Raw genomic sequence first — 23,350 nt, 5'->3', positions numbered from 1 at the left:
GAACCACTTAAGTAGAAATATAGGATAAAATCCTCCTTATTTTATGTTGTGGTTCCTATATTATAGTTGTTTTACTTATTCAAATTTGTGTCAGAAATAATGAAAATATGAGTCCAAGGGAAGTTATAAATCCAACAATCGGTCCACTCTCTTCAAATGCTTCTGGTAGCATAGTAGTGCAAACCATTGAAATTAATGCACCAGCGCCAAACGCACCAATGCTTGTTAGAAACTGTTCTGAGGCATTTTTTAAAAAGACGTACCCAATTAATGAACATATGGAAGAAACAATGACAACACTTGTCCAAAGCCCTAGAATCTTTCGGTTCGAATAATGATCAAGTTTTAAACCTACTGAACTTGAGAGTGATTCCGGTAAATTACTTATAAAAATAGCAACAACAAACAACCAATTGACATGACTATTACTTAATAAACTGACTCCAATGATAATCGATTCTGGAATTGCATCCAACAATGTCCCAGCATATATGGCCATTCCTGAATGACCTGTAGGATTTTTCTTTGACCGTTTTCTATCACTACCACCTTTTTTGTTTAACATAACTTCAACGATCGTGAATACTAATGCTCCAATTAAAAATGAAATCCCTGCAAGAACGATTCCGCTTTCGTGTAAAGCATGGAGGAGTAAATCGAAAGTGGCGGCACCGATTAAAATTCCAGTTCCAAACGCCATAATAAATGCAATGTATATTTTTGGGATTTTTAGATATATACCCATTAATGCTCCAATTAATAAGGAAATACTCGCTAGTCCACCCCAAAGGGCTGCCGAAACCATTATTTAATCCCCTCCAACTCCAATACTTACTTCTTTATCTTCCCTTTAGCTATATGTATTATGTTTAAAAGTTTTGGCTATTTTCTAAAAGATTGTTGTTTTTAAGAACATAAATTTTTTTGTGAAAAGGTTGTTTGGAGCGGAAGGATCTCACCGCTTGCCCTACGAAAAGCAAGCAGCCTTCTGCTCCAAACAACTAACTCCTTTACAAATAACAACACTGTTTACGAAACAAGCAAAATCTTTAAGGGGAAATTTAGTTTTTTATACATAAAGTGTTGATTTATTGGAAAGTCTATACTTGAAACTTAAAGGAGGTACTAATCATGAAGAAAATGTTAACTGCAGGTTCGAGTTTACTATTGATCCTTATGCTAGGAGCATGTGGAGCGAACGATAATGAAGAGAGTCTTGACAATAATAATGATACAGACTTTCAAAATGTAAATTATACTGGTGATGATCAAATGGGTAACCAGGATAATAATAATGAATATGATATTGCCGAAAAAGCGGCTGACAAAGTGACAAATATTAAAGAAGTTGAGCGGGCTTATGTCTTAACAACAGAAAATAATGCATTTGTTGCAGCAGATTTAAAAGGAAATGACACAGACAATAAAATGACAGACGAACTAGAGAAAAGAATTGCTGATACTGTAAGGTCAACAGATAAAAATATTGAAAATGTAAATGTTTCAACAAATCCCGATTTTATTGACAGCATGAGAAACTATGGAGATCGCGTTAGAGAAGGAGATCCGATAGAAGGTTTAGCAGAAGAATTAGGAAATATGATTCAACGGGTTTTTCCTGACGCAAGATAATAAATTTTAGAAATAAAATGATAATAGGAGAAAAAAACTATTTTCATTCTATAAATAGACGGCTGTCCTAAAATAAAGGAGCAGGTATTACAGCTTCATCGAGTAGATGGGCTAATGATGTGGGTCCTGGTCCTTTGGGGATAGCCTTCTTCTATTTCATAATAGACCCATGGTTATGTGGTTAACATTTTATAATCCTTTTGTTAGGGCTATTCAACATTTCTGCTATCCTATATAATATTTAGAGTTACTAAATATTATGAAAAAAGCGGGTGGCGAAATGGGAGTTCCTTTAACAAAACAACATCCTAAACAAATGATCACCTTTTATGGTGTTTTATTTGCTATTAGTTCAGGTCATTTTATTAATGATACTCTTCAAGCAGTTGTACCGGCAATGTTTCCAATCATTGAGAGATCGTTAAATTTAAGTTATACACAAATTGGTTGGATTGCCTTTGTTTTAAATATGACATCTTCATTACTACAACCAGTATTCGGTTTTTATGCGGATATTCGCGCCCGACCATTTCTTCTTCCACTAGGAATGATATTTAGTTTAGCAGGTTTAGTGGGCTTTGCTTTATCTCAGAACTTTATATGGATTCTATTTTCAGTCCTTTTTATAGGACTGGGGTCAGCAATCTTTCATCCGGAAGGGTCAAGGGTAGCTTATATGGCTGCTGGTAATAAACGTGGGCTTGCACAATCGATTTATCAAGTTGGTGGAAATACTGGCCAGTCGTTAGCCCCTATCATAACAGCGTTTATATTTGTTCCATTAGGACAGAAGGGTGCCCTTTGGTTTACAATCGCGGCTTTTGTTGGAATCATTGTTCTTTTTAATGTTTCAAGATGGTATAAAGAAAAAGTGAAAAATAGAAAGAGATCTACACAAAATAAAACAAATGATCATTCATCCCAAAAAATACATCGCAAAATTAAGACTGCCATTCTGCTTATATTATTTTTAATTTTTGCCCGTTCATGGTACGGTGCAGGGATATCCAACTATTATCAGTTTTATCTTATTGAAGATTATGGACTGTCCATAAAAGGAGCCCAAGTATATATTTTCATCTTTATGCTTGCAGGTGTATTAGGTACATTTTTGGGTGGTCCATTAGCTGACCGTTTTGGAAAACGGAATATTATTTTCTTTTCTATGTTAGGTTCAGCTCCATTAACACTAATCCTGCCATATCTTCCGCTTTCATTGGTGATTCCTTTTTTCTTTGCCATTGGATTCATTCTTTCTTCAAGCTTTAGTGTGACTGTCGTTTATGCACAAGAACTCTTACCACAGAAAATTGGTATGGTATCAGGATTAACAGTTGGGTTGGCATTTGGTATGGGTGCTGTGGGTGCTGTTTTATTTGGAAGTTTAGCTGATTTATTTAGCATTCGATTCATTATGGTATTATGTAGTTTCTTACCGCTACTTGGTATTCTTACAACATTCCTTCCGTCAGACCATGAGGTAAGAAATTGGCGTTAAATTGTTCAAAATAGGTCAGGATCCATTGATATGGTCCCTGACCTATTTTCAAGTTTTGAGCGTATAAATTTTAGGTATGTAAATAAATTAGGATAGATTATTATTTAGAAATATCATTAAGGTCTATATTATTTCATGAAAAAATGATAGATTTAAAATGCTTTAATTTATGGTGAACAGGATATGATAGTAAGAAACGAGAATTTTAAGGAGGATATTGGAATATGCCAAGACTACAGGTCGGAACAGTCGAAACTTTAATGGTAGATCGAGAAGTTCCTTTTGGATATTTTTTAACTAATAATGATGAGGATGTGCTGCTTCATCAATCTGAGATAACAGATGATATTGAAGTGGGCGATAATGTAAAAGTTTTTTTATTTCACGATAAAGAAGTTCGACTTGCTGCAACAATGCGAATTCCTAAGGTCCAAATTGGTTCATATAGCTGGGCAGAGGTTGTGGATGTGGCACCTGATTTAGGTGTGTTCGTTTCAATAGGATTAACGAAGGATATATTAATTTCAGCTGATGACCTACCTATTTTCGAATCATTATGGCCAGCAGTAGGCGATCAACTCTATATATCATTAAAAACGGATAAAAACGAACGATTATACGGTCGTCTAGCAACTGAGAATATTATTGGTCAAATTGCTAGAAAAGCTTCTAAGGAGATGATGAAAGCAACGATTTCCGGCAGGGTTTATCGATTGTTAAAGGTTGGTACATATGTATTATCAGAACAAGGTTATCGTTGTTTTATTCATGAAAGTCAACGTAAATCTGAACCAAGACTTGGTGAACTGGTAACTGGAAGAGTCATTGATGTTAAAGAGGACGGTAGTTTAAATGTTTCTTTTCTACCATTAAAGCAAGATAAAATGGACGATGACTCAGAAACGATTCTTGCTTACCTACACCAAAGAAAGGGTTCAATGCCATTTAGTGATAAAAGCTTACCTGAAGAAATAAAAGATCGATTTCAAATGAGTAAAGCATCGTTTAAAAGAGCATTAGGAAAACTTATGAAGGAAAGAGTCATTTATCAGAAAGATGGATGGACCTATTTAAATGGTGAAAATGAAGAAAAAAGATGATTCTTAAGGTTCAAATCTCCTTATCAAAAGACAAGTCTAATATCTGGATGATTTGTGGTTTCGAACTTATTATTTATGTATTGATGAAGGATTCTCCTTTCTTTTGCTGAAGTTATTAAAGAAGGAGGAATGTTAAGTGAAAAGTAATCCTATATTATCAAATTTAGAAGTGAGAAAAGCCGCTTTAGATGATATAAACTTAGTTACATCGTTACTTGTTAAAGCCGCCATATGGTTAAAAGGAAAAGATTTAAGACAGTGGGATTATTACATAGAAGATCTTGAGGGGAATCTAAATGAAATAATGGATAGTATAAAGAATGGGAATACTTATATTTTTTATATCGACGATAGAGCCGTTGCATCCGTTACACTTGAAAATAAGCCAAATGAATGGGATATAGGGATTTGGGGTCATGAAAGTGAGCAAGACGATGTTATGTACCTTCATCGATTGGTTACTCATCGTGATTATAAAGGCAGTGGAATCGGTGAAAAGATATTACAATGGTCAGAGAATTACGCGAAAGAGAATGGTTCGAGCCTCTTAAGATTTGATTGTCTACATAGTAACAAAGGATTAAACACCTTTTATCAAAGTAAGTATAAATTGAAAGATGTCGCAGTTCATTATGGTTGTCAACATAGTAAATATGAAATACAACTTTAGGGAATTTGCAAAGGAAGCCAGTCACAATTTATCTCTGGTGAAGGTACAATGTTGTGTTTAAGTGACTCGACTTCCTTTTTATTAAGTTATACAAAACCCTTAAGTCTATTCGTTTTTATTTAAATGTCATCTAATTCTTTGTATACAAATCAAGTTTGAAAGGAAATTATCATGAATTTTTATATTGCTTCAAGTTTCAGCAACAAACATTATGTGAATGAGTTAGCACAAAGTTTAGAAAGAGATGGACATGAACAATTATATGATTGGACTAAAAATGACCGAGCTACAAATGAGAAAAACTTAAAAAAGATTGGGGAAGCGGAAAAGAAGGCGATAATGGAAAGCGATGTGTTTATATTGTTCTTGCCAGGTGGGAAAGGAAGCCATATTGAACTTGGAATAGCACTTTCATTAGTTAAGCAAATTTGGATCTATAGTAGAGACGGGGCAGATTTCCATCCAGAACTCACCACTACTTTTTACTATATAGACGGAGTAAAACGATTTACTGGCAGCATTCAAGAATTCATAACAGAAATGAAAGACCATTGCACATTAACACGTTAAAGCAAAGCGGGACGGTTCTCGAATACAGTAACGCGTTACTGTATTCGAGAACCGTCCCTGAGTATGGTAACGTGTTAAAGAGTTTGAAGTTTGAAGCGTCTTAATTTAAAGGTTTTCGTTCTGTTGTTTGACTTCCTCTTTTCCAATCACTTCGTTGGCGATTTCGAGTTGTTTGTGCTCGTTTACTGAGTCTCCTGGATATGGATCATCAAAGTTTAAGTACGCTCCATTTCCTGCAAAACCTATAATTTGTTCATTATCAGCAATTTCGTTCTTTTTGTTCTCTGATTTTTCCAATTAAAATCACTCCTTCTATAGTTTTCGCTTTTTTAGTGTTCCTCCCTAATTATTTAACATGTAAAAACATTTGCTATTTAACACGTATCTAATATTTTTTACTACTATGACAGCAATAAATTTATGAAAGGGTAAATTGTAAGCCTTTGAGAGGAGAAGAGGGTTAATTGATGAAACTGGTTAATTTACAAAACCTTTTATAAAGGGAGGGAGGCTCAAACACTCAAAAACTTAATAATAAAGATCAAAAACCAAGAAAGTGATCTAGAAAATATCCCAGAACAACCATGAACTCCTTCGGTCTATCGAACTAACCTCCAAAGATTAGAATAAACTAAGAGAAATGTGCTCCTATAGGTTTTCAGATCACCCTCAATCCGAAGTCTTATCTCCATTTTTTATTAATAAACTCATCACGACCGGATTTTTTCCGATCTTCCTTATATTCTTTTGGACTTTTTTTATAAAAATCTTGATGATATTCTTCAGCTGGATAAAATGGTTTAGCTGGAAGGATTTTAGTTACGATAGGCTTATGAAATCGGCCGCTATCTGCAATAGCTGCTTTTGTTTTTTCCGCTAACTCTTTTTGGTGATTATTATGATAAAAGATCGCAGTGCGGTACGAATCACCCCGATCCTGAAATTGACCACCGTCATCTGTTGGATCAATTTGTGGCCAATACAACTCTAAAAGCTGTTCATAAGGGAACTTCGAAGGGTTATACGTAATTTGAACCACTTCATAATGTCCACTTTGGCCAGATTTTACATCCTCATAGGTTGGATTAATAATGTGGCCACCTGAATAGCCTGAAACAATGTTTTCAATACCGGGAATTTCATCAAATGGTTGAACCATACACCAAAAACAGCCTCCAGCAAATGTTGCCATTTCAAGACGCTCACTCATTCTAACAGCTCCTTAAATACAAAATATAAATATGATCAGATTTTAACACCATTAAATGGATTGCTCAATGAAAAGATATCAAGCAAATCGATTCCCGATTTTTTCCTGGAATTAGGTATAATAATCATATAAAAATTTTTTGAAAATACCGTAACGTTTTTCGTTTTTTATACGTTTTTAATATAGAGGTTGAAAGGAGTGAGTGCTTTGAAAACCAGGCCTGGTAAAAAGAAACCCTCACATGAAGATTTTATTGTCAAGAATTTTGATAAACTCAAAAAATATTGCCGCTCGATTACTCGAAATCAATGGGAAAGTGATGATTTAGCACAAGAAACGGTCTCAAGAGTCCTGAATAAATATGGTCCAAAAGATGAGATGTGCTTATCATTGCTATATAGGGTCGCTCATAATTATTGGGTAGACCAATTAAGAAAGACATCAAAAGAATGTAGTGAAGTAGAGATTCCTGTGGAGGTAGAAGAGCCATCGCTATCGGCAGAGGTAGAAGCTGTAGTGAGAAAGCTATTTGAACATTTAAATGTACAACAATTTACAGCGTTTATTCTTAAAGATGTTTTTCAATATTCAGCGAAAGATATTGCTGAAATTTTGCAAATAACTGAAGGTGCCGTACGGGCGATTACTTTTAGAGTTAGAACGAAATTACAAAAAGTTAATTGGGAAGAACAAGAAGTTGAACAAGAAAGTGAGTTTATTTCGAGAGTAATTACATCCATTTGTAATGAAAACCCAATAATTATGATTGAATATTTCCAAAAACATTATGCAGTTGTCGGTCTTCTAAAAGAACCATCGTCAACTAAGAGTAGATGGAACAGTAGAAGAACCGAAACTTACCTTGCAGCATAGAAAAGGGAGGTTAAGTAAAAATGGCGGCAATTCCAATTCCATATGTTATCGAAAATACAAAGCATGGTGAAAGATCCTATGATATTTATTCTAGATTATTGAAGGATCGGATTATCATGATTGGTGATGAAATAAATGATCATATTGCCAATAGTGTTGTTGCTCAACTATTATTTCTTACAGCTGAAGATAGTGAAAGAGAAATTTCTATTTACATTAATAGCCCAGGAGGTTCGGTTACTGCAGGTTTTGCTATTTACGATACGATGCAGTATATTAAACCTGATGTCAAAACAATATGTACGGGTATGGCAGCTTCTTTTGGAGCCATGCTATTATTAGCAGGGACAAAAGGGAAACGCTATGCTTTGCCGAATAGTGAGATTATGATTCATCAACCTTTAGGTGGAGCGAGAGGCCAAGCAACGGAAATAGAGATCTCAGCAAGGCGAATTTTAAAATTAAAAGAGCACCTCAATTGTCTCATTTCGGAAAAAACGGGGCAGCCGATTGAAAAAGTTGCACGTGATTCTGATCGTGACTTTTACATGAGTGCAGAAGAAGCCTTAGAATATGGGATCATTGACCACATTGTCAAATGACTTATGCATGTCCATAAAAAATCTCTTCGTTAGAAGAGGTTTTTTCTTTACATTTTATTCTGATGTTTGTATTCTATATTATAGATACCTCATAATTCTAGGTAGGTGATGGAATTGTTTAATCGTGAATTAGTAAAAGGCAGTACTTCTCTACTTCTCCTGCAATTATTAGATGAGAAAGACATGTACGGGTACGAACTTGTAAAGGAAATGGAAAAAAGGAGTGATCACCATTTTCATGTAAAAGAAGGAACGCTTTATCCTGCACTACATAAGCTTGATAAACAAGGCTATATTGAGTTCTATTGGAAAGAGCAAGAGAAAGGACCTGCTAGAAAATATTATCGTATTACTGAAGAAGGAAAGAACATGCTAGGCGAGAAAACGAAGGAATGGAAAAAATTCGTCCAAGTAATGAACAAAATGATGGGGAAAACAGGCCATGACTCCGTTTAAAAAGAAATTTTTACAAAGGCTTGAAGCTTTGCTAGAGCAACATCCTGATAAGAGAAAAATTATAAATGAATATGAGGATCATTTAAATGAACTCATTACAGAACTATCATTAATAAAAGATTCCAGTAAGCAAGATCAAGAGGTAATTCTAGAACGCCTTGGTACACCAGAGGAAATTGCGGAAGCATGGAACCATGAGATAACGGTCACTCCACGAAAGACACAATGGACATTTCTAATAACGAATCTATGCTTTTTTGCTGCTGGTAGTTTGCTGACTTTTACTTATCACCACTATCATTGGAGTTGGCTTCAATCTATGTGGACATCTTTAACTTCCCTTCCATTCCTTATTATCGTTCTTTATCTATTATTTTGGGGGTTGCTTGGGTATGAAATTGGAAAAGAATTCGGACATTCAGGTAGAAGTTTATTAAAAAGAACTTTTTTATTAGCAATCGTTCCAAACTTGCTTCTAATGAATCTAATCGTTTTTGAAATCATCCCGCATACGTGGTTTAATCCTTTATTAAACCCATCCTTTATTGTGACTTGTATCGTGTTTACTGTTTTTCTTTATCCGATTAGCTGGATAGGGTTTAGGTGGGGAAAAAGAGTTTCGATTTAGGGATATCCACCTTTACTCTTTTTTTGAATATATACATAGAATTACTATGTATATAGATAATCTATATAAAAAGGAGATGTTAATATGAAATTTACAAGAACAGATGCCTTATTTTTATTCTTGTGCATTGCATTAGGAGTTGTAGCAGAATTATGTTTTCTTCATGGAAGAGCAGGTGTATCCCACCCTATTTTCCTCTTTGTCTTCTTTGTGATTATCTTTTGGAGAATACGTAATCATTCTATAAATAACAAACAAATTGGGTTTTTATTATTTATTTGTATATGGTCTATCTCATTAGGCTATTTTCTCTATTCCAACACAATCTTCTTTGTGTTAAACATTCTTATTTTACCGATCATGGTTGCCCTTTTCCTGATGATCATGACAATGCCGAAGAAGGTAGTGTGGTATAAATTACAGTTTATTGGTTATTATGTTCAAATCCTATTGATACCATTTAAGTATATTGGGGATCTGTTGAAGGTTTTAAGTAATAAACTACAAAGTAAATTAAACAACAATGAACACAAAACAATTAAAAAAATTGTTCATGGACTCCTTATCTCAGTACCCATTATACTGATAGCAACAATTTTGTTAGTCTCAGCGGATCACCAGTTTGCAAGTTTATTGGGTGAAATCCCTAATTATTTGTTGAAAATTGATATAGAGGATACATTTCGTTTGGTATATGTCTTAATGATCGGGTTAGGTATTTTTCTGTTTGTTGGTTCGTTATTAAATTACAGTATTGTTCCAAAAACTGTGGAAGCGAAAATAGAAAATCGATGGGACAGTATCACCATTATTACAGTACTTATAGTATTAAATAGCTTATATGTTTTGTTTGCAGCTGTACAATTTCAATATCTTTTTAATGATTCACTTGTATCAGGAATGACATTTTCACAATACGCGAGAAGAGGTTTCTTTGAATTAATTACCGTATCAATCCTTAACTGGACGATCTTAATTACAGTGATTAAATATCAAAATAGAGATGGTTTAAGAAGTTTAGTACAGGTAATGTTATCGCTCTTAATAGTTATGACTGGTATTATCTTATATTCAGCTTTTATCAGGATGCAATTATATGAAGAGGTATACGGCTATACGATCTTAAGAGTGCTAGCTCATTCGTTTATGATCTTTTTGGCAATTATTTTAGTGTATACCTTTATTAAAGTTTGGATCACCCGTCTGTCATTAATTCATTTCTATTTCATCACAGCCATACTATATATTTCTTTTCTAAATGTCTGGGATATTGATGGATGGATTGTCGGGAAAAATCTTGATCGATATGAACGAACAGGTAAAATCGATATTCATTATATAAGCGGCTTATCCTACTCAGGGACACTTGGACTTGTTGAGCTCTACAAACAGAATCCTAATATTCCTGAATTAAAACAAGTATTAGAATGGAAAAAGGAAGACATAAGAATGAACAAAGACCACTGGCAATCCTATAACATAACAGGGGAAAAAGCAAAAAGGGCACTCCAAAATCTTGACCTATAACACTACTGTAACACTTTACCATAGTGCGGGACGGTTCTCGATCACGGTGATGCTTTAATGTGATCGAGAACCGTCCCGCAGTGCTTTAACGCTGTGCATTGATTGAGGGTCGTTCCAATTTAGGATGGGAGGATTTTAGATCGAGTTAGGAAACGGACTCCTTCTGGGCCTTCTAAGGAGAACATTCCGCCACGACCTTCTACGACATCAATGATTAATTGAGTGTGTTTCCAATATTCATATTGCTTTTTATTCATATAAAAGGGAACTTCTCCAATTTTACCCAATAAAACATCAGAGTCTCCGATTATAAAGTCACTTTCTGGAAAACACATTGGAGAGCTGCCATCACAGCAGCCCCCGGACTGATGAAAAAGGAGTGGACCGTGCTTTTCTTTCAGTTTTTCAATCAGACCTAATGCTTCCTTTGTAGCCACTACTCTCTCCACTTTAGAAAAACCCTAGCTTAGTTGGACTGTAGCTTACGAGTAAGTTCTTAGTTTGTTGATAATGAGAAAGCATCATTTTATGATTCTCACGTCCAATACCCGACATTTTATATCCACCGAAAGCTGCATGAGCAGGATATGCATGATAGCAGTTCGTCCAAACGCGGCCAGCTTCAATACTTCTACCAAATCGGTAAGCTGTATTCATATCACGAGTCCATACACCAGCACCTAAACCATACAATGTATCGTTCGCAATCTCTAATGCCTCTTCAGGAGTTTTAAATGTTGTAACGGAAACGACTGGACCGAAAATCTCCTCTTGGAATATTCTCATTTTATTATTCCCTTTAAATACAGTGGGTTTTACATAATAACCACTACTTAAATCACCTTCAAGTGCATTCCGTTCACCGCCGATTAGAAGCTCCGCACCTTCTTCTTTTCCTATTTCCATATAGGAAAGAATCTTCTCGAGCTGTTCTGAAGATGCTTGTGCCCCAATCATCGTATCGCTGTCAAGCGGATTCCCTTGTTTGATTTGCTTTATTCTCTCGATCGCTTTATCCATGAATTTATCATAAATAGATTCATGAATTAACGCACGAGAAGGACAAGTACAAACTTCTCCCTGATTAAGAGCGAACATGACAAAACCTTCTATCGCTTTATCAAAAAAATCATCGTCTGCTGATGCAATATCCTCAAAGAAAATGTTTGGTGACTTACCACCAAGTTCAAGGGTTACAGGAATTAGATTTTGTGAGGCATATTGCATAATCAACCTTCCAGTAGTCGTTTCTCCTGTAAAAGCGACTTTAGCCACGCGATCACTTGAAGCAAGAGGTTTACCAGCTTCTACTCCAAAACCATTTACAATATTAAGTACTCCAGGTGGCAATAGGTCTTCAATTAGTTCCACAAAAACCATGATAGATGCAGGAGTTTGCTCAGCTGGTTTTAATACGACACAGTTCCCAGCTGCTAGAGCAGGAGCTAATTTCCAAGTTGCCATTAATAAAGGAAAATTCCAAGGAATAATTTGACCAACCACACCGAGAGGTTCATGGAAATGGTACGCTACAGTGTCACCATCGATTTCACCAAGTGATCCTTCTTGGGCACGAATACATCCGGCAAAATAGCGGAAATGATCGATTGCAAGGGGAAGGTCTGCTGCAAGTGTTTCTCTTACAGGCTTTCCATTATCCCATGTTTCAGCAACAGCAAGCATTTCTAAATTTTCTTCCATTCGATCAGCAATTTTATTCAGGATATTTGCCCTCTCAGCAACGGAGGTTGCACCCCATGAAGCTTTTACTTTATGGGCTGCATCTAATGCTAACTCAACATCTTCTTTGGTAGAACGTGCAATTTCACAAAATGCTTTCCCATTAACAGGACTGACATTTTCAAAGTATTCACCTTTAACAGGGGCTGTCCATTCGCCACCAATATAGTTTTGATATTTTTGTTTAAAGCTAACTTTCGAATTTTCTGTACCAGGATTGCTATAAATCATAATCATCCTCCTAAAATTCTAATAGTTTACTATAAATATGTAAGCGTGTACAAAAATAGTCCTGATTCATTTGGATATTTATGTAGCAAGCTTAACTATTATTATTTTAAATGTTCTGAATTATTAATTCAACTAATCATTCCTTTCATTCTCAAAAATTGTTATTGTTATAATTGGAAGATTGCTATAAACTCACTAGGAAAGTTATTTATTATGAAACTTTTTGTCATTCCATTCGTCAATATTATAGATACATGGGTGTAATCCAATATGACTAGATAAAGTAGGTGATGATTCTATGGATACAACAAGGATGGAACATAAGAATAAGAAGAAAAAGAGAGGAAGGAAGTTATTCCTTTTCTTACTCGTACTTCTATTAATTATTACTGGCTATACAGTTTTTCAATATTATCAAGGTTTACAAATGGCAGATGCAGGAGATAAAAAAGAGAACTATGAATTCAATGGAGATACAGATGAAAATGGAAGAGTAAACATTCTCTTAATGGGAGTAGATAGTCGTAGTGAAGAGAAGTCACGTACCGATACGATGATGATTGCTCAGATTGATCCAAAAACGAATGAAACAAAACTTGTATCATTAATGAGAGATATTTATGTTGAAATTCCTGGTTATCAAAATTATAAATTAAACACTGCCTTCTATCTTGGAGGTCCTGAATTATTAAGAAAAACGATTAAACAGAACTTTGGGGTTGAAATCCAACACTATATGCTAGTTGATTTTAAAGGGTTTGAAAAAACTGTAGATATTTTAGCCCCAAACGGAATAAAGATAGATGTAGAAAAAGCAATGTCTGAAAATATAGGCGTTCAGCTTGAGCAAGGTACACAAAGGTTAAATGGTAAGGAACTTCTTGGCTACGCTAGATTTAGAGCGGACCGTGAGGGTGATTTTGGTCGTGTCGAAAGACAGCAAAAAGTCATTTCTGCTGTTAAAGAAGAAGCACTAAGCTTAGATAGTCTAACTAAACTCCCTAAAATGATCGGTGCAACACAACCATATATTGAAACAAATATGGGGAAGTTTGATCAATTGGGATTGATTAAAGATGTATTGCTTGATTCTAATAATATAAAAAAATTAACGATCCCAGTAGAAGGTTCATATACAAATGGATACTATGAACATGCTGGTTCAGTTATAGAAATTAATTTTGCTCAAAATAGTGAAGAGCTCCAAAAATTTTTAAATGAATAAAAACTTTATATGCTGACCCAATTCAAGTAAATTGGTCAATTTGAAAAGCTGACTCTATTAGGTCAGCTTTTTATTTTGTTTTAAATAAATTTACTTCCAATTATTCATGCGAGTTTGTGTAAGATACTAACTTTCAATATTTGTTTTTAACTACTATTATGATGAATTTAAAAATATTCAAACCTCAAATTTCATGCTCTCGTCGGATTATGAGCGATGAGAAGGGATTAGATAACATGGAATATAAATGTTAGCGCTTCCACTAACTAATTCGGCTATATCCTTATGACTTCCCTTAAATCCCTTGATATTGAATTCAGACATGTTACGATTAAAAACGTTGTTAATAAATACGAACAAAAACGCGAACAAAATATGTCGTAATTTGAAATCAACCTAAAACAAAGATGAAATGTAGTGCGTTTTAAAAAGAATTTAATCTTAAAATAGGAGTGATTATTGGTGTTGAATAATAAATCGATTGCCTTTCTTGGTGCAGGAAATATGGCAGAAGCGATGATATCCGGAATTGTCACAGCCAAAAAAGTAAGTCCTAAACAGGTAATCGTATCAAACAATAGCAACAAAACTCGTTTACATGAGATAAAAGCTAAATACAACGTAAGGACCCTTAGTAAAGAAGAACTAGATTTCCATGAAATTGATGTGCTTGTTTTAGCAATGAAACCTAAGGATATTGATCTAGTAATAGATTTCATTCAGAACAAAGTCCAACCACATACAGTTATTCTATCTGTACTTGCGGGTATCTCGACATCACACATGGAAGAAGGATTACCAAATGGACAGCAAGTAATTCGGGTAATGCCGAATACGTCAAGCATGATGAGAGAATCTGCAACAGCCATCGCTCCAGGAAAACATGTGGAAATGGGTGAAATACTAACAGCTAAAGAACTTCTTGAGTGTGTTGGAGAAGTTTATGTAATTGAAGAAGAACAAATGGATATTTTCACGGGAATTGCAGGAAGTGGACCAGCCTACTTTTACTATTTAATGGAGCATATCGAAAAGGCAGGAATAGAAGGTGGTTTAGCACCTGAACTTGCAAGAAAGATTGGATCCCAAACGATTTTAGGTGCTGCTAAAATGATGTTAGAAAGAACGGAAACACCAACAGAATTAAGGGAAAATGTCACTTCACCAAACGGTACAACGGCAGCTGGATTAGATGCATTAGATAAATATGGTGGAGGAAAAGCCATAACACAAGCAGTAAAAGGAGCCGAAAAACGCTCAAAAGAAATCAGCGAACAAATGCAAAAAGTTTTAGTCTAAAAGCTACTTTAACACATTAAAGCGATGCGGGACGGTTCTCGATCGCATTAAAGCGTTAATTTAGTCTAGTGGTGTTCTTTGAAAGTAGTAATAGTATTATTCAATCAAAAGAGTGCCTCGCTCGTGAGATCCCAAAATGATTTCAATTTTAGAATAGATTCAGAGTATTAATACAGGAGTGATAGGATGTCTGCGGACAATAAGAAGAAACGAGTTGTGATTAAAATAGGTAGTAGTTCTTTAACAAGTTTACATGGTGAGATGAGCCGAAGAAAACTTGAGAGACTAGTAGATGAAGTGGCTCGCTTGAAAGATGATGGCCATGAAGTGTTACTTGTTTCTTCAGGAGCAGTAGCAGCGGGCTATCGAAAGCTTGGATGTCTCACAAGACCTGATTCTCTCCCTGAAAAGCAAGCAGCAGCGGCAATTGGTCAGGGCTTGTTAATTGAAGCATATTCTGACTTATTTATTTCTCATGGCTACGTGGCTTCTCAAATATTGATTACACGCAGCGACTTCTCAGATGAGAATCGATATAATAACGCTCGAAATACAATTAATGTTCTTCTTGAAAGAGGAATTATACCGATAGTAAATGAAAATGATACAGTAACCATCGACCGCCTTAAATTTGGTGACAATGATACTTTATCTGCCAAAGTGGCAGGACTAGTAGATGCTGATCAATTAATCATTCTTTCAGATATAGATGGATTATATGATAGTGATCCCCGAAAAAATCCAAATGCTAAACTTCTAAAAGAAGTGAATGAAATAACGGAAGACATTGAAGAAATGGCAGGAGAACCTGGCAGCTCTGTTGGAACTGGTGGCATGCGTTCTAAAATTGATGCATTCAAAATTTCAATGGCATCTGGAATCCCTTCATTTTTAGGAAAATCAGGAACCCCCAACATTATCTATGATGCCGTTCAAGCATCTGCAAAAGGAACCTATTTTGAATTAGAAGACCAAAATGTGAATCTTGACCTGAAACAGCAATGGATTGCCTTCAATTCAGGACCTGAGGGAGAAATCACCATTGATGGAATTGGAAAAGATCGAATTCTTCAACATAAGAAAAATTTAAAAGCTGCTGGGATTTACTCTGTAAAAGGAGAATTCAAGAGCGGAGCAGTTGTAAGAATTCAAGATATTGATGGTGAAGAAATTGGATTAGGTGTAGTGAATTACAATTCAGAAGAATTAACGGAATTTTCAAATTTAACAAAGGAAGAGCTAAAAGAATTTAAAGATGCGGTCGTAGAGATTGAAGCACTCGTTTGCCATATGGAAGTACCTATCCCAGTTGGCGTCTAAAATACTAAAAGAGCATTTTAAAAAAAGAAGGCTGTTTTCTAATATTGAATAAGTCAAAAATACACCTTATAAGCATTGAGCAGTCTGAATACTCATAGACTCCTTTGGCAGTTGCCAAAGTGGGAACCCACTGCGTAGCAAGGAGGCTCACGGGTCACCCTAAGATGTGCGAAGTGTATTAAGGCTGCGGATTAAATAACAATAATCATTACGAATAGACCAAAAAGAAAACACAGGAGGAATTGGATGTCTTTAACTTTAGAAAAAACCAATGTTGAAGCACAAGCAATGCAAGCCAAAAAAGCATCGAAAAAACTTTCTCTTTTAACAACTGAAGAAAAAAATCAAGCATTGAATGTTTTAGCAGATACTCTTGAAGAAAAATATCAGGATATCTTAACGGCAAATGAAAAAGATCTTGTTCGTGGAAAAGAAAAAGGTTTTGACGAAGCATTTATGGACCGCCTCTCATTATCAAAACAACGGATAGAAGATTTTGCTAATGGATTAAGAGAGGTAGCAAAGCTTGAAGATCCAACAGATCAAACGGTTTCTTCTTGGACATTAGACAACGGTCTAGATGTCGCAAAAGTCACAGTCCCACTTGGTGTGATTGGAATGATTTATGAAGCAAGACCAAATGTAACAGTGGATGCGACGGGGCTTGCACTTAAATCAGGGAACAGTATTATATTAAAAGGTGGATCAAATGCCATCACTACCAACAAAGTCATTGTCGATGTCATTCACAGTGCATTAGAAAAAACAAAAATTCCAAGTGAAGCGGTACAATTTATTAATACAACGGATCGCGCAGCAACTCAACAATTATTTACAATGAAAGACCATGTCGATGTCCTAATTCCACGTGGTGGTGGTGCACTAATCAATGCCGTTGTTAATAACGCAACAGTACCAGTGCTTGAAACAGGGGTAGGTAATTGCCACATTTATATAGATAAAGAAGCAGATACTGAAAAAGCCTTAAACATTTTAATAAATGCCAAAACCGATCGCCCAGCAGTTTGTAATGCTGCTGAAACCGTAATCGTTCACAAAAAATGGTTGAATGAAAATAAAGATGCATTTGTTAAAGCCCTTAAAGACCATTCCGTAGCCATTCACGGTGATGAAAACATACAAAAAATTATATCGGAAACAATCCTTGCCAATGAAGAAGATTGGGCAAATGAATATTTAAGCTTAGATATTGCGGTTAAACTTGTAGAGGATCTGGATGAAGCCATCGATCATATTGAAAAATATGGTACAAAGCATTCAGAAGCAATCATTACAGAAGATAAAGAGGTAGCAGAAGTTTTTATGAAGCTTGTGGATGCGGCCGCACTTTACCATAATGCTTCTACTCGATTTACAGACGGTGGTGCTCTAGGGTTCGGTGCAGAAATAGGAATTTCCACACAAAAACTTCATGCAAGAGGTCCAATGGGGTTACCTGCGTTAACTACAGTGAAATTCATGATGATCGGAAACGGGCAAACTCGATAATTAAATCAAATCAAGAAAAGGCTATCCCATAAGAGTCCGGAACGAAAATGGTTATCTATCTATAGAAGAGGTCCCTCAGGGTCTTCTCTATAGATGGAAATTATGGTTCCAGACACTTTGTTTTTGGGATAGCTTCACTTTTTTATTAGAAAAATTATACCAGTTTGTAAGAAATTCAATTAAAGGAATGAATAATTCTAAACCGACTCATAAGCCGGTTTTTTCGTCTATAAAATTTTGTAACAAATTCAGTGTGCCATAATCATATTTAATACTCTCTGCTAGTAATAATTCAAAAATTTCTGCTGTCATCATCGCATCATTAAGTGCATGATGTCTTTTTCTTCTTTCAATCCCCAATCGTTTTATAAGATCGTCAAGATAACATTTATTATCCTGAAACAATGCCTTAGCTAAGGCGAAAGAATCAAGGTATATAGGCTTGAATGGAGGTAACCCCCATTTTCTTGATCGAGCTTGGAGGAAGTTAATATCAAAGGAAGCGGGGTGGGCGACAAGAATCGATCCTCTACTAAAATTTAAAAATCTTTCAAACCCGATGGGGAAAGGTACTCCTTTTAAAAAATCTCTCTTTTTCAGGCCAGTGAACTTTTTCGTATCTTGTGAAACTCTCTGTAGAGGATTAATGACTTGATAAAAAGTTTCCTCTGATTTAACTTTTCCATTCTTGAATTTTACTGCACCAATCGAAATAATTTCGTCACCTATTTCAGGAAAGAACCCGGTAGTTTCTAGATCAAAAATTGTAAAGTTACATTTTGATAACGGTTGCCCCATTACTTGATAGCTCTTCCCATCATATTCTTTTAAACTATTGGACAGCTCTTGATAAGAACGGTCTTGTTTAGCCTTTTTAACTTGATATTTAAAAAGAAATTGTTGCCAGAAATAATACTTTATGATTCTAAACCCTACATTAATTCCTACTTCGTTCATAATAAATTAAACCACCCGGTTACGATTAAAGCTAATCTCAAGGACTTGCTGCATTCGATTAGCAATTTGAAGTGCTTCCTTCAGTTTTCTTTTGTCTTCTTTTGATAATTCTAATAAGCTGATCTCATTAGAAAGCTGCTTCTTTTCTTCAAGCTCTAATAAATTTTGATTTAAACGAAAAGTCATAAAATGATGGAGTGCCGTTTTTGCATTCTGAACATCTCTTGGATGAAACGCTTGAATATCTTCCAATGACTGAAGTCGCTTTACAGTATTGACATCTTTTATACCGTATTTAATAGAATGGATACGAATCATATTAATAATCTGCATCATTCCTGATTTTTTTAAATTAAGTACTTTCGATTTAGGCTTTAAATTTATTCTTCCAAGAGCATTAACAGGAACTTTGAAACGAATGGCGTCTTTACGTAAAAGCTGCTGCATAGTTAAGGAATTCTTAGCTTTTTCCACCATCATTGATCGTATTTCCTGTGCTAGGGAATAGTCGCCGTAAATCGGGCGGAAGTCGAAAAACATAGTAAAGCTCTGAACTTCCTCTGCGTCCATTTCATGTAGCCAATCATGTACAGAATCTTTCCATTGTGAAAAGGATTTCCTCCATTTTAACTCTCTTGCCATAATCCCGCCAGTACATTCAGGAAATCCACAAGCAGACAATTTCACATTTAGCTTTTCAGTAAAATGTTGAAAATAGGCCTCAACCTTTTCAGGATCTTTAAAATGCAAATAATCATCTAATATGATTCCATTATCCTGATCAGTATGGAAACTCTGCTCACCCCGACCTTGGCTTCCCATCACGATAAAACAATAATTGATCGGGGGTCGACCATAACCTTCGATTCTCATTTCTTTTTCTGTCAATTGAATGATTCTACGATGTAAACGATCATTATAGTTTGTAATAATTTCACAAACGTCATATCCTAAGCTTCCTTGATCTAAAATATCTCTAATAAATTGATGGAAAGTGCAATTTTTTGAAGGGGAGAGAGCCACCAGATCATCGGTTGTTAGTGCTGTTTGTATTCTATAAGAAAGATCAAGATATTTCGAGTCTTGAATATTTAAAAATGAGTGGCTGGTTAGAATACCAACTACTTTTTCATATCGAAGAATGGGAACGAACTCAATATCTTCATGTTTGAAATAGGATAATGCTTCGTATGCAAATGCCTCATCACGTATCCAAAACGGTTTATGAATCATCCACTCTCGAACAGTTTTCCTATCTTGGTCTCCTGAAACATACTTTAATAATTCACGGTGGGTAATAATTCCATCTAATTTTTTCCCGTCTTCACTTACTACAAGTCCAGTCACATTATGTTTATTCATGATACTTGCTGCATTCTTGATAGTGTCGGTGGAACGAATAAAAACTGGAGACTCCATCAACGTATTGACCTTTGTACTAAATAATGAAATATTCTCCTCGTCATCCCAAGAAGTAGACTGTAGCTCATCGTATAGTGATTTCATCCTACTTCCAATACTCTCAAATACAATCTTCGAAAATTCCTTGTTTTCTGTCATGACCTCAAAAAAATCAGATTTATTAAATCTGAATACAGTACAATCCTCCAGTGCTTGAACAGAAAAAGTCATGCCTCCACTTGTAAGCATGATCATTAATCCGACTAGATCTCCAGGATAGTAATATCTCAATGAGAATTGTTTCCCATTTGAGCGGTGTAGGACGTTTTTGGCTAAACCTGATACAAGGAAATAAATATCCAAATCATTTACCGTTTCATCTTCATGAAATAAAAATTCATTCTTAGCGAAAGTAGTAAATCTAGAACGTGAAATGATATGCAAAAGCTGATTATTGGTTAAAACATCAAAGGGATAGTGATTTTTTATCATCTGGTATAATTCTTCATTGTTCATAGTTATCCCTCCTAATATCGTTTCCTAGAGTACCATATCATAACTATCCTTTCCATTAAAGTCCAAAGGAATGTATTTTAGTAATAAAAAGTGCCTACCCAATAAAGCGGCTAGGACCACAATGATTGTTCATAAGTAGAAGATGTCTTGAAGTTTTCTTCTATAATGGAAGTTGTGGTTCCTGCCACCTTGGATTGGGACAGCCGCATTAATAGCATTATGAATTTACAGGCTGACGTTTAGATTTTCGCTTTCCTTTTTTTGTTCTACTAACGAAGGGCATCCACCAATTCCAATCGCCAAGAAGTTTCATCAGGGAGGGAACTAATAGCATCCGGATAATTGTGGCATCAATAAATATGGCAACGGCAATGCCAACACCTATTTGTTTAACAGGCATGACTCCTGTAAAGGCAAAAGCTCCAGTGATGACAATCATAATTAAGGCAGCAGAAGTAATAATTTTGGATGTCGATGCTAACCCTTCGATGGTTGCTTCAGTATTATTACCAGTCTTCTGATAAATTTCATGAATTCTAGAAATTAAAAAGACTTCATAATCCATACTTAATCCAAAAACAAGACTAAATACGAGTACAGGCAGAACAAGGGCAATTTCATTTTCACCTAATCCAAAATGTCCTCCTTGGAATATCCATACTAATACTCCAAATGTAGAAGTTAATCCAATAATATTCATGAGAATCGCTTTTAGTGGGATAATGACCGAGCGGAAAGCGAACATGAGTATGGTATAGGTCGAGATCAATATAATCGCGAGACATAAAGCAATTTTATTGTAGATCTCATCAAATATTTCTTGGTTAAATTTCACCTGACCGCCAAAAAATATATCGTTTTCCGATTGAATATTACTCCTATCACGAATCCAATCATTAGCTTCGTCTGATGATTCTTCTACATTAAGATGAATAGGAACTAACAATTTATCTTTGTTAACAAAAGAATCTAAAGCAGGTTGTAAAGATTTTTTCATCTCTGGGTGTTGTAAAGCAGCAACTAATTCCTGGCTCGTTTCAATTCCTGTGGCTGAAAATACTGAATCAATTTCTTTTACTAAATGATCATCTTCAATGGAGCTAATAATCGCTTCCATCTCAGATAATCCCTTCTCAGACGTCCATTCTGATTGATTGTTCACAACCATGTAAACAGTGCTTCCTTCACCAAAATGAAATTGATCTTGAATAGTTTCAAATGCTTGACGAGATTCATAGTTTTCAGGTAAAGAATCCACTTCAGGAATAGCTAAATTCATATGTTGAACAGGAATGATTCCGATGATTAACATTACCAAAGCAATAACAGCAAGAAGAACAGGTCTTTTCATTACAAACCGAGCAAACCCTTTCCACTTATTATGATCATGCTCTCTTAGTTTGATAATCCTCCACTTATTTATAGACGATCCCATTAGTAATAGGATTGCAGGTAATAGAGTTAGTGAAGAAATGACTGCGATTGATACAACAACCATTCCGCCAATGGCAATCGTTTGAAAGATATCAATCTCAATAACCATCATAGCTGCAAGGCCGATGAACACACATAAGGCAGAAAAGATAATGGATTTACCAGCAGTAGCAATTGTGTTAGTAATCGCTTCTCTCTTATTATGTAACTTCATTTCTTCTCGATAGCGATTAATGAAAAGAAGAGCAAAATCTATACTTAAAGCGAGCCCAATCATTGGTACAACATTAAGAAGGAAGATGGATAGCTCGATTTTTTCTCCAATAAGAGTTAATACTCCAAACGAGACAATTACTGTAACTCCACCAATAACGATTGGAACAATGGAAGCGATTATGCTCCCAAATGCAAATAATAGAACTACTATAGCTACTGGTACACCAATCATTTCTGCCCGTTTTAGATCATCTTGACTTGCTTTATTGATATCCCGAGTGATGATGGGTTCACCCGTTAATGTCATATTTGAGTACATATTCGTTATCGATTCAATATCTTTTATATCATCTTCAATATTGTCTTTATTAAAATGTAATTGTGCATAAGCGTAATTTTTCTTCATCATCTCATTTTGATTTAGAGGTGATTGAATGGTTAAGGTAACATTATCTTTAATAGTTGTTAGTGTGGATCTAATTTCTTCTTTAAATTCTTCCTGGGATTGGTTTGGTTTTCTTTCAAAAAGGAGTAGAAGAGTGGAATCAGAAAATTCAAATGTACTTGTCAGTTCCTCTTGTACTTTTTCATACTCACCGTCTGTCCGAAAACCATCTCCCCCTAAAATGGAAGGCAGCTGGGTAGCGAAAAATCCAAATCCAACTGCCACAATAATCCAAAAAGCTAGAATCCCCTTGTAGAGTCGATCAATTATTTTTGAAAGTAGTTTCATCCT

22 protein-coding genes are annotated in these 23,350 nt (G+C 35.3%); 14 read left to right on the top strand and 8 right to left on the bottom strand.

Annotation, left to right across the window (positions count from 1 at the left end; genetic code table 11):
• Nucleotides 1–79: 79 nt before the first annotated feature.
• The gene (locus tag JOC86_RS03020) at nucleotides 80–805 is read right to left on the bottom strand and encodes a ZIP family metal transporter (RefSeq protein WP_205168286.1); all 726 of its coding nucleotides are present in this window, start codon (nucleotides 803–805) and stop codon (nucleotides 80–82) included.
• 326 nt (nucleotides 806–1,131) lie between these two features.
• On the opposite strand from JOC86_RS03020, the gene JOC86_RS03015 reads away from it, so the two are divergent.
• The 5 genes from JOC86_RS03015 (at nucleotide 1,132) to JOC86_RS02995 (ending at nucleotide 5,470) form a co-directional block, all read left to right on the top strand.
• On the top strand, nucleotides 1,132–1,632 hold the full coding sequence (locus tag JOC86_RS03015) for a YhcN/YlaJ family sporulation lipoprotein (protein ID WP_205168285.1): 501 nt from the start codon (nucleotides 1,132–1,134) through the stop codon (nucleotides 1,630–1,632).
• Nucleotides 1,633–1,912: 280 nt separating this feature from the next.
• Nucleotides 1,913–3,130, top strand: a complete 1,218-nt coding sequence (locus tag JOC86_RS03010; RefSeq protein ID WP_205170004.1) for an MFS transporter — start codon at nucleotides 1,913–1,915, stop codon at nucleotides 3,128–3,130.
• Nucleotides 3,131–3,354: 224 nt separating this feature from the next.
• A complete protein-coding gene (locus JOC86_RS03005; protein WP_205168284.1) occupies nucleotides 3,355–4,230 on the top strand; it encodes a CvfB family protein in 876 nt (291 codons plus the stop codon).
• A 136-nt stretch (nucleotides 4,231–4,366) separates the two neighbouring features.
• The gene (locus JOC86_RS03000) at nucleotides 4,367–4,900 is read left to right on the top strand and encodes a GNAT family N-acetyltransferase (RefSeq protein ID WP_205168283.1); all 534 of its coding nucleotides are present in this window, start codon (nucleotides 4,367–4,369) and stop codon (nucleotides 4,898–4,900) included.
• Nucleotides 4,901–5,071: 171 nt separating this feature from the next.
• Entirely contained in the window at nucleotides 5,072–5,470 is a 399-nt protein-coding gene (locus tag JOC86_RS02995; protein ID WP_205168282.1) for a nucleoside 2-deoxyribosyltransferase, read from the top strand.
• A 105-nt stretch (nucleotides 5,471–5,575) separates the two neighbouring features.
• On the opposite strand, the gene JOC86_RS02990 is transcribed toward JOC86_RS02995, so the two are convergent.
• Nucleotides 5,576–5,767 carry a hypothetical protein gene (locus JOC86_RS02990; RefSeq protein WP_205170253.1) on the bottom strand — a complete coding sequence of 64 codons (192 nt, stop codon included), beginning with the start codon at nucleotides 5,765–5,767 and terminating at the stop codon, nucleotides 5,576–5,578.
• 385 nt (nucleotides 5,768–6,152) lie between these two features.
• Nucleotides 6,153–6,680, bottom strand: coding sequence for a peptide-methionine (S)-S-oxide reductase MsrA (msrA, locus tag JOC86_RS02985; RefSeq protein ID WP_205168281.1), 528 nt, complete (start codon nucleotides 6,678–6,680; stop codon nucleotides 6,153–6,155).
• A 207-nt stretch (nucleotides 6,681–6,887) separates the two neighbouring features.
• Here msrA and JOC86_RS02980 point away from each other — a divergent pair, with 207 nt between their 5' ends.
• From JOC86_RS02980 to JOC86_RS02960, 5 genes are all read left to right on the top strand, one after another.
• A complete protein-coding gene (locus JOC86_RS02980) occupies nucleotides 6,888–7,553 on the top strand; it encodes a sigma-70 family RNA polymerase sigma factor (protein WP_205168280.1) in 666 nt (221 codons plus the stop codon).
• A 20-nt stretch (nucleotides 7,554–7,573) separates the two neighbouring features.
• Nucleotides 7,574–8,155, top strand: coding sequence for an ATP-dependent Clp endopeptidase proteolytic subunit ClpP (clpP, locus tag JOC86_RS02975; RefSeq protein WP_205168279.1), 582 nt, complete (start codon nucleotides 7,574–7,576; stop codon nucleotides 8,153–8,155).
• A gap of 114 nt (nucleotides 8,156–8,269) precedes the next feature.
• Nucleotides 8,270–8,611, top strand: coding sequence for a PadR family transcriptional regulator (locus tag JOC86_RS02970; protein WP_205168278.1), 342 nt, complete (start codon nucleotides 8,270–8,272; stop codon nucleotides 8,609–8,611).
• Nucleotides 8,598–9,239: an HAAS signaling domain-containing protein gene (locus JOC86_RS02965; protein WP_205168277.1), complete on the top strand. Its 642-nt coding sequence runs from the start codon at nucleotides 8,598–8,600 to the stop codon at nucleotides 9,237–9,239. The genes JOC86_RS02970 and JOC86_RS02965 overlap by 14 nt, the downstream gene beginning before the upstream one ends.
• A gap of 84 nt (nucleotides 9,240–9,323) precedes the next feature.
• The gene (locus JOC86_RS02960) at nucleotides 9,324–10,766 is read left to right on the top strand and encodes a DUF4153 domain-containing protein (protein ID WP_205168276.1); all 1,443 of its coding nucleotides are present in this window, start codon (nucleotides 9,324–9,326) and stop codon (nucleotides 10,764–10,766) included.
• A 119-nt stretch (nucleotides 10,767–10,885) separates the two neighbouring features.
• Here the strand turns inward: JOC86_RS02960 and JOC86_RS02955 are convergent, their stop codons facing one another.
• A complete protein-coding gene (locus tag JOC86_RS02955) occupies nucleotides 10,886–11,215 on the bottom strand; it encodes a DUF779 domain-containing protein (protein ID WP_205168275.1) in 330 nt (109 codons plus the stop codon).
• Nucleotide 11,216: 1 nt separating this feature from the next.
• Nucleotides 11,217–12,737, bottom strand: coding sequence for an aldehyde dehydrogenase (gene adh / locus JOC86_RS02950; protein ID WP_205168274.1), 1,521 nt, complete (start codon nucleotides 12,735–12,737; stop codon nucleotides 11,217–11,219).
• Between the two features lie 298 nt (nucleotides 12,738–13,035).
• Between adh and JOC86_RS02945 the strand changes: the two genes are divergently transcribed.
• The 4 genes from JOC86_RS02945 to JOC86_RS02930 all read left to right on the top strand — a co-directional run bounded on the left by JOC86_RS02945 (nucleotide 13,036) and on the right by JOC86_RS02930 (nucleotide 18,090).
• Nucleotides 13,036–13,962, top strand: coding sequence for an LCP family protein (locus JOC86_RS02945; RefSeq protein WP_239587359.1), 927 nt, complete (start codon nucleotides 13,036–13,038; stop codon nucleotides 13,960–13,962).
• 462 nt (nucleotides 13,963–14,424) lie between these two features.
• Nucleotides 14,425–15,261: a pyrroline-5-carboxylate reductase gene (gene proC, locus JOC86_RS02940; protein ID WP_205168273.1), complete on the top strand. Its 837-nt coding sequence runs from the start codon at nucleotides 14,425–14,427 to the stop codon at nucleotides 15,259–15,261.
• A gap of 186 nt (nucleotides 15,262–15,447) precedes the next feature.
• Complete coding sequence (gene proB, locus JOC86_RS02935) at nucleotides 15,448–16,581, top strand: glutamate 5-kinase (RefSeq protein WP_205168272.1); 1,134 nt, start codon at nucleotides 15,448–15,450, stop codon at nucleotides 16,579–16,581.
• A gap of 246 nt (nucleotides 16,582–16,827) precedes the next feature.
• Nucleotides 16,828–18,090, top strand: coding sequence for a glutamate-5-semialdehyde dehydrogenase (locus JOC86_RS02930; RefSeq protein WP_205168271.1), 1,263 nt, complete (start codon nucleotides 16,828–16,830; stop codon nucleotides 18,088–18,090).
• A 207-nt stretch (nucleotides 18,091–18,297) separates the two neighbouring features.
• Here the strand turns inward: JOC86_RS02930 and JOC86_RS02925 are convergent, their stop codons facing one another.
• The 3 genes from JOC86_RS02925 to JOC86_RS02915 form a co-directional block, all read right to left on the bottom strand.
• Nucleotides 18,298–19,047 carry a 3'-5' exonuclease gene (locus JOC86_RS02925; RefSeq protein WP_205168270.1) on the bottom strand — a complete coding sequence of 250 codons (750 nt, stop codon included), beginning with the start codon at nucleotides 19,045–19,047 and terminating at the stop codon, nucleotides 18,298–18,300.
• Between the two features lie 6 nt (nucleotides 19,048–19,053).
• A complete protein-coding gene (locus tag JOC86_RS02920; protein WP_205168269.1) occupies nucleotides 19,054–20,964 on the bottom strand; it encodes a DUF294 nucleotidyltransferase-like domain-containing protein in 1,911 nt (636 codons plus the stop codon).
• A 217-nt stretch (nucleotides 20,965–21,181) separates the two neighbouring features.
• Nucleotides 21,182–23,347: an MMPL family transporter gene (locus tag JOC86_RS02915; RefSeq protein WP_205168268.1), complete on the bottom strand. Its 2,166-nt coding sequence runs from the start codon at nucleotides 23,345–23,347 to the stop codon at nucleotides 21,182–21,184.
• Nucleotides 23,348–23,350: the final 3 nt, after the last annotated feature.

The organism is Rossellomorea pakistanensis, from assembly GCF_016908495.1.
GTDB classification, from domain to species: Bacteria; Bacillota; Bacilli; order Bacillales; family Bacillaceae_B; genus Rossellomorea; species Rossellomorea pakistanensis.
Note: the sequence above shows the minus strand (reverse complement) of the source record. Positions and strands in the feature narration are given on the sequence as shown.

Excerpts from the sequence above, each read along its gene's own strand:
- proB (WP_205168272.1), top strand. The coding sequence starts at position 15,448 with ATGTCTGCGGACAATAAGAAGAAACGAGTTGTGATTAAAATAGGTAGT.
- JOC86_RS02930 (WP_205168271.1), top strand. The coding sequence starts at position 16,828 with ATGTCTTTAACTTTAGAAAAAACCAATGTTGAAGCACAAGCAATGCAA.
- JOC86_RS02945 (WP_239587359.1), top strand. The coding sequence starts at position 13,036 with ATGGATACAACAAGGATGGAACATAAGAATAAGAAGAAAAAGAGAGGA.
- clpP (WP_205168279.1), top strand. The coding sequence starts at position 7,574 with ATGGCGGCAATTCCAATTCCATATGTTATCGAAAATACAAAGCATGGT.
- JOC86_RS02925 (WP_205168270.1), bottom strand. The coding sequence starts at position 19,047 with ATGAACGAAGTAGGAATTAATGTAGGGTTTAGAATCATAAAGTATTAT.
- JOC86_RS02960 (WP_205168276.1), top strand. The coding sequence starts at position 9,324 with ATGAAATTTACAAGAACAGATGCCTTATTTTTATTCTTGTGCATTGCA.
- JOC86_RS02920 (WP_205168269.1), bottom strand. The coding sequence starts at position 20,964 with ATGAACAATGAAGAATTATACCAGATGATAAAAAATCACTATCCCTTT.
- JOC86_RS03020 (WP_205168286.1), bottom strand. The coding sequence starts at position 805 with ATGGTTTCGGCAGCCCTTTGGGGTGGACTAGCGAGTATTTCCTTATTA.
- JOC86_RS03010 (WP_205170004.1), top strand. The coding sequence starts at position 1,913 with ATGGGAGTTCCTTTAACAAAACAACATCCTAAACAAATGATCACCTTT.
- JOC86_RS02915 (WP_205168268.1), bottom strand. The coding sequence starts at position 23,347 with ATGAAACTACTTTCAAAAATAATTGATCGACTCTACAAGGGGATTCTA.
- JOC86_RS03005 (WP_205168284.1), top strand. The coding sequence starts at position 3,355 with ATGCCAAGACTACAGGTCGGAACAGTCGAAACTTTAATGGTAGATCGA.
- JOC86_RS03015 (WP_205168285.1), top strand. The coding sequence starts at position 1,132 with ATGAAGAAAATGTTAACTGCAGGTTCGAGTTTACTATTGATCCTTATG.
- msrA (WP_205168281.1), bottom strand. The coding sequence starts at position 6,680 with ATGAGTGAGCGTCTTGAAATGGCAACATTTGCTGGAGGCTGTTTTTGG.
- adh (WP_205168274.1), bottom strand. The coding sequence starts at position 12,737 with ATGATTTATAGCAATCCTGGTACAGAAAATTCGAAAGTTAGCTTTAAA.
- JOC86_RS02995 (WP_205168282.1), top strand. The coding sequence starts at position 5,072 with ATGAATTTTTATATTGCTTCAAGTTTCAGCAACAAACATTATGTGAAT.
- JOC86_RS02965 (WP_205168277.1), top strand. The coding sequence starts at position 8,598 with ATGACTCCGTTTAAAAAGAAATTTTTACAAAGGCTTGAAGCTTTGCTA.